This is a genomic window from Streptomyces sp. NPDC005866 (assembly GCF_040629895.1).
Lineage (GTDB): Bacteria > Actinomycetota > Actinomycetes > Streptomycetales > Streptomycetaceae > Streptomyces.
Genome location: NZ_JBEXWP010000005.1, coordinates 65686 through 77879 on the forward strand (window position 1 = coordinate 65686; position 12194 = coordinate 77879).

The 12194-nt window shown below is 70.9% G+C and carries 10 protein-coding genes; 5 read left to right on the top strand and 5 right to left on the bottom strand.

The genetic code is table 11. The annotated features are described in order from the left end of the window. Positions 1-2: 2 nt before the first annotated feature. On the top strand, positions 3-3542 hold the full coding sequence (gene dnaE / locus ABZ396_RS09265; RefSeq protein ID WP_358914242.1) for a DNA polymerase III subunit alpha: 3540 nt from the start codon (positions 3-5) through the stop codon (positions 3540-3542). Between the two features lie 98 nt (positions 3543-3640). On the opposite strand, the gene ABZ396_RS09270 is transcribed toward dnaE, so the two are convergent. After that, on the bottom strand, positions 3641-3820 hold the full coding sequence (locus ABZ396_RS09270; protein WP_358914244.1) for a hypothetical protein: 180 nt from the start codon (positions 3818-3820) through the stop codon (positions 3641-3643). Positions 3821-4040: 220 nt separating this feature from the next. Here ABZ396_RS09270 and ABZ396_RS09275 point away from each other — a divergent pair, with 220 nt between their 5' ends. The 4 genes from ABZ396_RS09275 to ABZ396_RS09290 all read left to right on the top strand — a co-directional run bounded on the left by ABZ396_RS09275 (position 4041) and on the right by ABZ396_RS09290 (position 7991). Next, entirely contained in the window at positions 4041-5282 is a 1242-nt protein-coding gene (locus ABZ396_RS09275) for an NYN domain-containing protein (RefSeq protein WP_358914246.1), read from the top strand. Positions 5283-5412: 130 nt separating this feature from the next. Then, entirely contained in the window at positions 5413-6387 is a 975-nt protein-coding gene (locus tag ABZ396_RS09280; protein ID WP_358914771.1) for an ABC transporter ATP-binding protein, read from the top strand. Between the two features lie 88 nt (positions 6388-6475). Continuing rightward, positions 6476-7300 carry an ABC transporter permease gene (locus tag ABZ396_RS09285; RefSeq protein ID WP_358914248.1) on the top strand — a complete coding sequence of 275 codons (825 nt, stop codon included), beginning with the start codon at positions 6476-6478 and terminating at the stop codon, positions 7298-7300. Positions 7301-7334: 34 nt separating this feature from the next. Next, positions 7335-7991: an AAA family ATPase gene (locus ABZ396_RS09290; RefSeq protein ID WP_358914250.1), complete on the top strand. Its 657-nt coding sequence runs from the start codon at positions 7335-7337 to the stop codon at positions 7989-7991. A gap of 45 nt (positions 7992-8036) precedes the next feature. Here ABZ396_RS09290 and ybaK read toward each other — a convergent pair whose 3' ends face one another. The 4 genes from ybaK to ABZ396_RS09310 form a co-directional block, all read right to left on the bottom strand. Continuing rightward, entirely contained in the window at positions 8037-8543 is a 507-nt protein-coding gene (ybaK, locus tag ABZ396_RS09295; protein ID WP_358914252.1) for a Cys-tRNA(Pro) deacylase, read from the bottom strand. A 15-nt stretch (positions 8544-8558) separates the two neighbouring features. Then, a complete protein-coding gene (locus ABZ396_RS09300; RefSeq protein WP_358914253.1) occupies positions 8559-9299 on the bottom strand; it encodes an LON peptidase substrate-binding domain-containing protein in 741 nt (246 codons plus the stop codon). 11 nt (positions 9300-9310) lie between these two features. After that, a complete protein-coding gene (locus ABZ396_RS09305; protein ID WP_358914254.1) occupies positions 9311-10366 on the bottom strand; it encodes a hypothetical protein in 1056 nt (351 codons plus the stop codon). A gap of 175 nt (positions 10367-10541) precedes the next feature. Further along, positions 10542-12113, bottom strand: a complete 1572-nt coding sequence (locus ABZ396_RS09310) for an oxidoreductase (RefSeq protein WP_358914256.1) — start codon at positions 12111-12113, stop codon at positions 10542-10544. Positions 12114-12194: the final 81 nt, after the last annotated feature.

Genomic DNA, 12194 nt, shown 5'->3' on the forward strand with positions numbered 1-12194 from the left:
CCGTGTCAAAGCCGCCCTTCACGCACCTGCACGTCCACACCCAGTACTCGCTGCTGGACGGTGCCGCGCGGCTGAAGGACATGTTCAACGCCTGCAACGAGATGGGCATGACGCACATCGCCATGTCCGACCACGGCAACCTCCATGGTGCGTACGACTTCTTCCACACTGCCCAGAAGGCCGGAATCACCCCGATCATCGGGATCGAGGCCTATGTCGCCCCCGAGTCCCGGCGCAACAAGCGCAAGATCCAGTGGGGCCAGCCGCACCAGAAGCGGGACGACGTCTCCGGTTCCGGTGGTTACACCCACAAGACGATGTGGGCCGTGAACAAGACCGGCCTGCACAACCTCTTCCGGCTCTCCTCCGACGCCTACGCCGAGGGCTGGCTGCAGAAGTGGCCCCGGATGGACAAGGAGACCATCGCCCAGTGGTCCGAGGGCATCGTCGCCTCCACCGGCTGCCCCTCCGGCGAGCTCCAGACCCGGCTGCGCCTCGGCCAGTACGACGAGGCCCTGAAGGCGGCCGCCGACTACCAGGACATCTTCGGCAAGGACCGCTACTTCCTGGAGTTGATGGACCACGGCATCGAGATCGAGCACCGGGTCCGCGACGGCCTCCTGGAGATCGGCAAGAAGCTCGGCATCCCCCCGCTGGTCACCAACGACTCGCACTACACGTACGCGCACGAGGCGACCGCCCACGACGCACTGCTGTGCATCCAGACCGGCAAGAACCTCTCCGACCCCGACCGCTTCAAGTTCGACGGCACCGGCTACTACCTGAAGTCCACGGACGAGATGTACGCCATCGACTCCTCGGACGCCTGGCAGCAGGGCTGCGCCAACACGCTCCTCGTCGCCGAGATGGTGGACACCACCGGCATGTTCGAGAAGCGCGACCTGATGCCCAAGTTCGACATCCCCGAGGGCTACACCGAGGTCAGCTGGTTCAAGGAGGAGGTCCGCCGCGGCATGGAGCGCCGCTTCCCCGGCGGCATCCCCGACGACCGCCAGAAGCAGGCCGACTACGAGATGGACGTCATCATCCAGATGGGGTTCCCCGGCTACTTCCTCGTGGTCGCCGACTTCATCATGTGGGCCAAGAACAACGGCATCGCGGTCGGCCCCGGCCGAGGCTCCGCGGCCGGCTCGATCGTCGCCTACGCCATGGGCATCACCGACCTCGACCCGATCCCGCACGGTCTGATCTTCGAGCGGTTCCTCAACCCCGAGCGCGTCTCCATGCCCGACGTCGACATCGACTTCGACGAGCGCCGGCGCGTCGAGGTGATCAGGTACGTCACGGAGAAGTACGGCGCCGACAAGGTCGCCATGATCGGCACCTACGGCAAGATCAAGGCCAAGAACGCCATCAAGGACTCCGCGCGCGTGCTGGGCTACCCGTACGCGATGGGTGACCGCCTCACCAAGGCGATGCCCGCCGACGTCCTCGGCAAGGGCATCGACCTGGACGGCATCACCAACCCCTCGCACCCGCGCTACAACGAGGCGGGCGAGATCCGCGGGATGTACGAGAACGAACCGGACGTCAAGAAGGTCATCGACACCGCCAAGGGCGTCGAGGGCCTGGTCCGGCAGATGGGTGTGCACGCGGCCGGCGTGATCATGTCCAGCGAGCCCATCGTCGACCACGCCCCGATCTGGGTGCGGCACACCGACGGCGTGACCATCACGCAGTGGGACTACCCGCAGTGCGAGTCGCTCGGCCTGCTGAAGATGGACTTCCTCGGCCTGCGCAACCTGACGATCATGGACGACGCCGTCAAGATGGTGAAGTCCAACAAGGGCATCGACCTCGACCTGCTGGCCCTGCCGCTCGACGACCCGAAGACCTTCGACCTCCTCCAGCGCGGCGACACCCTCGGCGTCTTCCAGTTCGACGGCGGCCCCATGCGCTCGCTGCTGCGCCTGATGAAGCCCGACAACTTCGAAGACATCTCCGCCGTGTCGGCGCTCTACCGTCCCGGCCCGATGGGCATGGACTCGCACACCAACTACGCGCTGCGCAAGAACAAGCTCCAGGAGATCACCCCGATCCACAAGGAGCTGGAGGAGCCCCTGCAAGAGGTCCTGGCCGTCACCTACGGCCTGATCGTCTACCAGGAGCAGGTGCAGAAGGCCGCCCAGATCATCGCGGGCTACTCGCTCGGCGAGGCCGACATCCTGCGCCGCGTGATGGGCAAGAAGAAGCCCGACGAACTGGCGAAGAACTTCGTCCTCTTCCAGAAGGGCGCCCGGGACAAGGGCTACAGCGACGAGGCGATCCAGGCCCTGTGGGACGTGCTGGTCCCCTTCGCCGGCTACGCGTTCAACAAGGCCCACTCGGCCGCGTACGGCCTGGTCTCCTACTGGACCGCGTACCTCAAGGCGAACCACCCCGCCGAGTACATGGCCGCCCTGCTGACGTCCGTGAAGGACGACAAGGACAAGTCGGCGATCTACCTCAACGAGTGCCGCCGCATGGGCATCAAGGTGCTCCCGCCGAACGTCAACGAGTCGGTGCACAACTTCGCGGCCCAGGGCGACGACGTGATCCTGTTCGGCCTGGAGGCCGTGCGCAACGTCGGTACGAACGTGGTCGAGTCGATCATCAAGAGCCGTAAGGCCAAGGGCAAGTACGCCTCCTTCCCCGACTACCTCGACAAGATCGACGCGGCCGCCTGCAACAAGCGGACCACGGAATCGCTGATCAAGGCGGGCGCGTTCGACACCCTGGGGCACACCCGCAAGGGCCTCACCGCGCAGTACGAACCGATGATCGACAACGTGGTCGCGGTCAAGCGCAAGGAGGCCGAGGGCCAGTTCGACCTCTTCGGCGGGATGGGCGAGGAGACCAGCAGCGAGCCCGGCTTCGGACTCGACGTGCAGTTCACCGAGGAGGAGTGGGACAAGACCTATCTGCTCGCCCAGGAACGGGAGATGCTCGGTCTGTACGTCTCCGACCACCCGCTCTTCGGACTGGAGCACGTGCTCTCCGACAAGGCCGACGCGGGCATCTCCCAGCTCACCGGCGGCGAGCACGCCGACGGCGCGGTCGTCACCATCGGCGGCATCATCTCCGGTCTCCAGCGCAAGATGACCAAGCAGGGCAACGCCTGGGCGATCGCCACCGTCGAGGACCTCGCGGGCTCCATCGAGTGCATGTTCTTCCCGGCGACCTACCAGCTGATCTCGACCCAACTCGTCGAGGACGCGGTCGTGTTCGTCAAGGGCCGCCTCGACAAGCGCGAGGACGTGCCCCGCCTGGTGGCGATGGAACTGGCGATCCCGGACCTGTCAGCCGCGGGCGCCAACGCGCCGGTGGTTCTCACCATCCCGGCCACCCGGATCACCCCGCCGATGGTCAGCCGCCTCGGCGAGATCCTCAACCACCACAAGGGCGACAGCGAGGTCCGGATCAAGCTCCAGGGGCCGACCAAGACGACCGTGCTGCGCCTCGACCGGCACCGGGTGAAGCCGGACCCGGCCCTGTTCGGCGACTTGAAGGTCCTGCTCGGCCCGTCCTGCCTGGCCGGCTAGGTTCCGGTCCTACGCGCACGGAAGGGGCGCACCCGGTACGGGTGCGCCCCTTCCGTGCGCCGGGGCTTCAACAGCCCTGAGGGACCTGGTGAGTCCGCTCAGTTGTGGCCGAAGCGCTTCTGCTGCTTACGGGCAACATCCGCGGGGCTGCCCTGTATGTGCGACACCGGCGAGTCGTGGGACTCCGTCGGCGTACGCTGCGCGTGCTCGTGGGCCTGCTCGGCCTGCGGCGCCCGGTTCTGGGAGCCACCCTGCTTGCGGTTCTTGTTCTTGGCCATGGTGATCTGCCTCCTGTGGGGGATCTAGGGGCCGAATTCAGATTCACATAGCCTGACAACAGACGCATTTCGGATAATTACCGTCCGTAACAGGGTTTGTCGGAGAGCGAGGTGCCGAAACGCCACGCCGAAGATCGAGTTCGGGCCGTTAACCCCCGCGCCGTCGGGCAGACTCGAAGGAAGCCCCGAAAGCAAACCTCCCGGAAAGAGGGTGAGTCGCGTGGACCGCTGCATCGTCCTGGTGGACGCCGGGTATCTGCTGGGTGCCGCCGCCAGTCTCCTCGCCGGTGAGCCCTCCCGATCCCGGATCACCGTCGACCACGCCGCGCTCATCCAGGCGTTGCGCGACCGCGCGGAATCCGACACCGAGCGTCCACTGCTGCGCATCTACTGGTTCGACGGCGCCCCCGACCGCGTCCCGCAACCCGAGCACCGCCGGCTGCGGGTGATGCCCCGGGTGACCGTCCGGCTCGGTGCCCTCACCCGCAGCGACGGACGCTGGGCCCAGAAGGGCGTGGACGCGGCCATGCACGCCGAGCTGACCGAACTGGCCCGCAACCGCGCCTGCTCCGACGTCGTCCTGGTGACCGGCGACGGCGATCTGCTGCCTGGCATGATGGCCGCCAAGGAGCACGGGGTCGCCGTACACCTGTGGGCCGTGCAGGCCGCCGACGGGGACTACAACCAGTCCGAGGACCTGGTCGCGGAGGCCGACGAGCGGCGCGTCCTCGACCGGGCGTGGATCATCCAGGCGGTACGGGCCAAGGAGCTGACCGGGGTCTGTGCGCCGCCGCCGGCGCCGCGGCCGGAGATCGCCGCGATCCTCTCCGCGCCACTGCCCGACGCGGGGCTGGCGGCCGGGGCCGAGCGTGGGTCCGAGGAGGCCGAGCGGGCCCCCGCGGCGAGCGCGGCGGAGAACGGGACGGCCGAGCGGGTGCCGGCGTCCAAGGGGGTGCCCACGCCGAAGGACCTCGCCGCGCTGCGGGCGCCCGGGGGGCCCGTGGCGCAGCCGGTCCAGCATCCGGCGACCACGGCGACGACGGCGACCCTGCGGTGGTCCTCCGACAAGGGGTGGGTGGACCGGCCAGGGGCGGTCGCGGAGCCGGCGGAGGCCGGCTCCATGCCGACGCTGGCACAGCTGACGACGGCGGAGCAGCGGTGGGCCGACCGGGAGGAGGACATCACCACGGTCGGCGGGGATCCGTACGAGGTCGGGCAGGTGTTCGCACGGCGGTGGATCTCGCGGCTCGGCGACCAGAACCATGTGCAGAAGCTGTCCGGGATGTATCCGCGGATTCCGCATCGTATCGACGGGGAGCTGCTGCGGTACGCGGCCCGGTTCGGGTTGCTGGCGCACAAGGACGACCAGATCGACGAGCATGACCGGTACGCCATTCGGGCGGGGTTCTGGAGAGAGATCGATGTGCCGGCGGGGGCGGCCGAGCATGCGCCGGCCGAATGACTGACGGGACCGCGGACTCGCGGGGGTGCTAGCCGAGGCGCCCCAAAGGCGAGTAAACGGGGCCGACCCCGTAGTCTCGTCCCTTGTGAGTACGGGCGTGGGTCGGGCACTTCGGCAGCAGAGCGACGTGGTGTGTGCCGTGCGTGGGCTGGCCAAGACCTACGCCGCGGTCAAAGGGCGCCGTGGGGCTCCCGCGGTGCCCGAGGTCCGGGCCACCGACGGGGTGGACCTCGATGTCCGGCGCGGGGAGATCTTCGGGCTGCTCGGGCCGAACGGGGCCGGCAAGTCGACCCTCGTACGGCAGCTCACCGGGCTGCTGCGGCCCGACGCCGGCACCGTCGAAATCCTCGGGCACGACATCGTGCGGCATCCGGAGCGGGCCGCGCGGATCCTCGCCTATCTCGGACAGGAGTCCAGCGCCCTCGACGAGCTGACCGTGTCCCTGGCCGCCGAGACCACCGGGCGGCTGCGCGGTCTGGACGTACGGGAGGCCCGCGCCGAGCGGGACGCCGTGATCGAGGAGCTGGGACTCGGTCCCCTCGCCGCACAGGTGATCAAGAAGCTCTCCGGAGGGCAGCGGCGGCTGGCCTGTTTCGCCGCGGCGCTGGTCGGGGAACGGCCGTTGCTGGTGCTCGACGAGCCGACGACCGGGATGGATCCGGTCGCCCGGCGGGCCGTGTGGGCCGCCGTCGACCGGCGGCGGGCCGAGCACGGCGCGACCGTCGTCCTGGTCACCCACAATGTCATCGAGGCCGAGACGGTCCTCGACCGGGTCGCCGTGCTCGACCAGGGGCGGGTCATCGCCTGCGACACCCCGGCCGGGCTCAAGGAACGGGTCGCCGGCGAGGTGCGGGTCGAACTGGTGTGGCGGGAGCGGGCCCCACTGGACGTGCCCGAGGTGGCCGTCCTGCGCGAGCGTGCCGTCGAGTCCGGCCGGCGCTGGACGCTGCGCCTCGCGCCGGAGGAGGCGCGTGCCGTCGTCGGTACGGTGACCGGCGGGGCCGCCTTCGCCGCCCTCGACGACTTCACGCTCGCCACGCCCAGCCTGGAGGACGTCTATCTGGCGCTGGGCGGCGCCGCACGGCAGGGGCTGGTGAAGGCGTGAGCATGAACGCCGGGGCGACCGGGCCCGAACGGAAAGGCGCGGCGGCCGTACGTGCCGTGGTTGCCGTTGGGAAGAGGAGCAGCGCGACGTGAGTGTCGTACCCGCGGAGGTTCTGCCGGGCGGTGCCCTGGCCCTGGAGGAGACGGCGCCGGGCCCGGCGGCGGAACTGGGCCCGCGTGCGCGTCTGTGGCCGTCGCTGGTGGCCGTCTACCGGGCGCAGCTGTCCCGCGCCCGGGTGGCGCGCATCCCGCTGCTGTTCGTCGCGACCTTCCAGTCCGTCGGCATCATGATCATGATGCGTGGTGTGGTGCACAGCCGGGGCGAGGCCCAGTCCGTGGTGGCGGGGGCGTCGGTGGTCGTCGTCGCCTATGTGGCCCTGAACCTGCTGGCGCAGTACTTCGGGCAGCTCCGGGCGAGTGGTGGCCTCGACCACTACGCCACGCTGCCGGTGCCGCCGGCCTCCGTGGTGCTCGGGGCGGCCGCGGCGTACGCCTCCTTCACCGTGCCGGGGACGCTGGTGACGGCCGTCTTCGGGTGTGTGCTGTTCGGGCTGCCGCTGGGCAACCTGTGGATTCTCCTCGCCGTGATCCCGCTGGCGGGAGCGGCCCTGTCCGGGCTCGGCGCCGCCTGCGGGCTGCTCGCGCCTCGGCCTGAACTCGCCACGCTGCTGGGGCAGTTGGGTATGTCGGCGGCGCTGCTGCTCGGTGTACTGCCGCCGGACCGGATGCCGGGGATCATCCAGCTCGCGCGTGACCTGCTGCCTTCGACGTACGGCGTGGAGGCCTACGCACGGACCTTCGGGGCGCATCCCGACTGGGCCGTCGTCCTCGTTGACCTGGGCGTGTGTGCCGGGGTGGGGCTCGTCTCGCTGGCCGTCGCCACCTGGGCGTACCGCCGGGCCGCCGTCCGGTGACGCGCCGCACAGGCCGGCCTGGCACGATGTCAGAGTGACCGCACCGTTGACGCCGCCTCCGCCACCGCACGACCAGTCCTCGCATCAGGCCTGGCAGGCGCCGCCGCCTGCCGGGATGGTCGAAGGAGCGTACGGACAGGACGGTCCCGGGATGAAGACCGAACTGCGTCAGGCCGCGGTGATCGTCCTCGCGGTGGCGGTGAGCGGTGTGCTGCTCGGGCTGCTGTGGCTGTGGCTGGCGCCGCATATTCCGCTGGTGGGGGACCACTCCGGCCAGAAATGGGTGGTCTACCTCAAGGACACCGAGGGGGAGCAGGCGGCGGGGGTGGACGGGACGTTCACGCTGCTGGCGCTGGCGTTCGGCGCGGTGAGCGCGGGCGCGGCGTTTCTGTGGCGGCGGCCCGGGGGTGTGCCGCTGGTGGTGGCGCTGGGGCTCGGCGGGCTGCTCGGGTCGCTGCTGGCGTGGCGGGTCGGGGTGTGGCTGGGGCCGGAGCAGGACGTGATCGCCCATGCGAAGGCCCTGGGGAAGGGAGTCACGTTCTCGGCGCCGCTGAAGCTGGGGGCGAAGGGGGCGTTGCTGGCGTGGCCGTTGTCGGCGTTGCTGGTGCATCTGGGGCTGACGGCGCTGTTCGGTCCCCGGGATCCGGAGCCGCCGTACGAGGAGGGGCCGTACGCGGCTCCGCCGGCGTAGGTTTTCCCGCCCCCGCCGGGCTGCTCAGGGGCGGGCGTCGAGATGTCACACACGCCCGATGGGTGCCAGGGTCGCCCCGGTCAGCTTCGCCAGGGACATCGGGGACAGCTCGACCTCCAGGCCCCGGCGGCCCGCCGAGACGCAGATGGTGGGGTGGGACGACGCCGACGCGTCCAGGACCGTGGGGAGCTTCCTGCGCTGGCCCAGCGGGGAGATGCCGCCCCTGACGTAGCCCGTCGTGCGCTCGGCCAGCACCGGGTCCGCCATCGCCGCGCGTTTGCCGCCGACCGCCGTCGCCAGGGCCTTCAGGTCCAGGCTGCCGGCCACCGGCACCACCGCGACCGTGAGCGTGCCGTCCACCTCCGCGACCAGGGTCTTGAAGACACGGTCGGGGGACACGCCCATCGCCTCCGCCGCCTCCTCGCCGTAGGACGGGTGGGAGGGGTCGTGGTCGTAGGAGTGGACGGCGAAGTCCACGCCCGCCGCGGTCAGGGCCACCGTCGCCGGCGTGCCTCCGGACTGCTGCTGTTTCTTGTTCGGCTTCTTCGGCATGGCAGGGACCCCGGCTCAGTTCAGGCTCGTCGGCGCCCGCGTCAGCTCCGCCGCGGGCAGTGACGGCAGGTTCCGGATGATCGCCGTCTCGGAGCGAAGGAGTTTCAGCTCGTCGCGGAGCCGGGACGCCGTGTCGGGAGCCTGGAGCAGACGCTGCTTGGTGGGGATGTCGTGCATCATCGCCGCCGCGACCAGGTAGGAGACGACGGACGGTTCGTCGGGGAGGTCGACGCCCGTCGACAGCGAGCGTTCCCGCGCTCCCGCCAGGCGCTTCTGGTACTGGCGGAAGGCACGCAGGACCCCCTCCGCCAGCGCGCCCGCCTCGTCGCCCTGTTCCTCCGGCAGCTCCTCCAGTTCCGCCGTCAGGAACGGGCCCGACGCGTCGACGGAGAGCAGCCGCACCCGGCTCGTCCCCGTCGCCAGCACCTCGAACGTGCCGTTCGCCCGCTCCCGGATCGTCGCCGCGTCCGCCACACAGCCCACCCGGTGGAAGGACTTGAGAGGGTCGGGTCCGAAGCCGGCCGCCGGGCCCCTGTCGGGCTGGGCCGTCGGATCCGGCATGCCCGGTCCGCTCGGTGCCACCTCGTGGCCGTCGCGGATCGCCACGACGGCGAACCGGCGCGGTTCCTCCTCGGGGGTCTTCTGCAGGTCGCGCATCATGGCGCGGTAGCGCTCCTCGAAGATGTTCAGCGGCAGCACCAGCCCCGGGAACAGCACCGAGTTCAGCGGGAAGAGGGGAAGACGGACGGTGGTCACGGCGCCACAGCCTAGTGGTCATCGGCGGGAACATGTCCGCCGTGCTCGCCCTGTGGGCGCCCCGCGCTCCTCGGCGAGGGGACCAGTCCGGTCTCGGGGAGCGGTTCCGTACCGGCCAGCAGGTGCGTGCGCAGCCGTACGAAATGGCCCAGCGGGTCCTCGGACAGGCGGCCCCAGGGGAACGACGTGACGTACGGGCCGATCAGGTGCAGCTGGGTGCGGGCGGCCTCCCAGCGTTCGAGCCGGACCAGGAGGTACATCAGCTTGTTGCGGATCTCGGCCGGCCAGGGGTCGGCCGCCGGGAACCTGGCGGAGAGGGCGATCGCCCGGTCGGCCGCCGCGTCCAGGCGGCCGGGCGGCACCACGGGGCCGCAGCCGTCGGTCAGATAGGCGAAGGCCGCGCGGGCCGGCAGGGCCTGTACGAGGGAGTCGGCCGGGGCGTCCTGGGCGGCCAGGTCGGCAAAGTCGAAGCACTCGCCGTGCGAGCCGTGCCAGTACGTGCCCAGATAGCGCAGGGCCGCCACATGGCAGCCGTAGTGGTGCGGGGCGCGGCGGACCGCCGCCTCCCACAGCTCCTCGAAGTACTTGTGACCGGCGTTGGAGCCGCGTGCGTGGTCCAGCGCCACCCGCCACGGCACCGGGTCCCGGTCGTCGCCGCGTGCCGCTGCCGTGATCAGGGGACTCACCGCGCGTAGCAACTCGGTCCGGGCCGGGGAGGGCCAGGCCTGGTCCACCGCCAGCTGGGCCCGCAGCAGCAGCAGGTCCGGGTCGTGCGGGGCGGCCGTGGACCAGTCGCCCAGCCATTCGGCCCGGGAGCGGGCGAAGAGGGCGAGCCGGTGCACATACCGGTCCCGTGCCTCCCACTCGGCCGTGGCCCTGGTGCCGGCCAGCAGTCGGGCGGCCGGCTGGTACTCGCCCTGGCCGGCCGCGACCAGCGCGGGGGCGAGGCGCTCGTCGGGCGCGTCGAGGAGTACCTCGTCGTCGGCCGGCAGCAGCGGGCCGAGGGCGGGGCGCGGGGTGGTCCTTGCCGTCCGTGCGGAACGGAACAGCGCGCGCAGTGAAGCCATGGTCTCGCCATTGAAAGTCCGCAGGTCGAGCATGCGCCAGACCGCCAGGCGAATTCCGTGAAAGTTGTACGACTTTGGGTCAAGGGCAGGTAAAAGGTGACTGTTGCTCGTCTGTTAGTCACCTGTCGGACGTGCGCCTCGTGCCGTCCACCGGACACGCCTGGCTGCCAGGCTCCTAGCCGCGCCTCAGCAGCCGCGTAGCCCCCGCCGCCACCGTCGTCGCCAGGATCCAGCCCAGCAGGATCATCACGGCGGCCGCCCACTGCCAGCCGCCGCTCAGACGCCACTGGCCGGCCTGGCCCAGATCGATCACCGGCAGCAGCAGATCGAGGACGAACAGCGCCGGATCCCAGACCGGGTGCCCGCCGGAGCTCATCGGCGGGTGCGGGGCGTGTGCGAAGGCGAGCGTGCCCGCCGCCCACAACACCGCCATCCACACCGCCGCCCGGCCCGGCCGGTAACCGTAGGCCACGGTCAGGTCCTGTGCGTACCCCCAGAACTTGGCGGCGACCGGCAGCGTCTCGCGGCGCCGGCGCTGCTTGGCGAGCTGCACCTCGCGCGCGTCCTCGTCCTCGCCGGCGGCCCGCAGTACGGTCGCGAGCCGCTCGTACGGCTCCGGGTTGTACTCGGCGGTCGCCGCCGCCACCCAGTCGAGCCGCCGGGTCAGCGGGAACGGACCACGCGGGACCAGGTTCTCGTAGGCGAACCCGCCCATGTGCAGCCGCCCGGGGCCCGGCCAGCTGGTCGCCCGGTCCACCAGGTTCACGGTCCGGGCTCCCGACAGCACCACCCGGCCGCGCTGCGGTTCCTCCCCGAGGAACCGCACCTCCGGCGCCTGCACCCGGAGCAGCGACAGCTCCTGGTCGTCCGTGAAGGTGAACCGCGCCCGCTCCAGGTCGACTGCGTCCCCGAACCGCCCGTCGTCCAGCCGTATCCCGCCCTGGCACTCGAACCGCTGGATCCGCGTCCCGCGCGCCGGTGTCGTGCCGCTCCGCCAGGGGCCGCCCACCCCGGCCGGGGTCAGATACAGGGTGCGGCCGACGGTCAGCTGGGGCGCGTTCAGCGCGAACCGCCCGTTGGGGTTGCGCAGCCGGGCCCCGCGCAGGCTCAGCGAGACGCCCACCTTGGCGCTGCGCAGGCTCAGCTCCCCGTACGACTCCAGGAGCTCCGCCTGCAGATCCTGCCCCACGGTCATGCCGTCCGCCGCGATCGACCGTCCGCTGCGGTCCCGGTACGCCACCGCCTGGTTCAGCAGCAGATCGGTGCCGATGTGCGCGTCGGACAGCCGGACCCCGCCCAGGAAGCGGCAGCGCGGCAGATGCAGATCGCCCTCGGTGCGCACCCGGGCCGCCTCCAGGCGCGGCACCGCGCAGTCCACGAACCGCGCGGTCGTGAAATGAGCCTCCGGCAGCAGGACCTCGTCGTCGAAACGGCAGCCGCGCAGCTCGACGTACGGCGTGACCGTGCCGCCCGCCAGGTCCAGGGTGCCGGTGATCCGCACGCCGACCAGCTTCAGCGAGGGCACCCGGCCCGCGAGCGCCGGCGGCCCGTCGAGCAGCAGCCAGCAGACGATCCGCGCCCGCACGCTCCGCTCCGGCCCCCACGGATGGCCGCCGTGCGGATCGTCCAAGCGCGCGTCGCCGCCGCTCAGGTCGTACACACTGCCGTTGCGGAAGGCCTGCCACATCCCGGCCTCGGCAGCGGTCAGATCGTCCGGCAGTTCCCCGTCCCGGACCCCCTCGGTCACGGCTCTTCCTTCTTCCTCAGCTACTCGTCAGTCATGTGTTCGCCCAGCGGTGATGCCCGGTCAGTCACCGCTCGAACACAA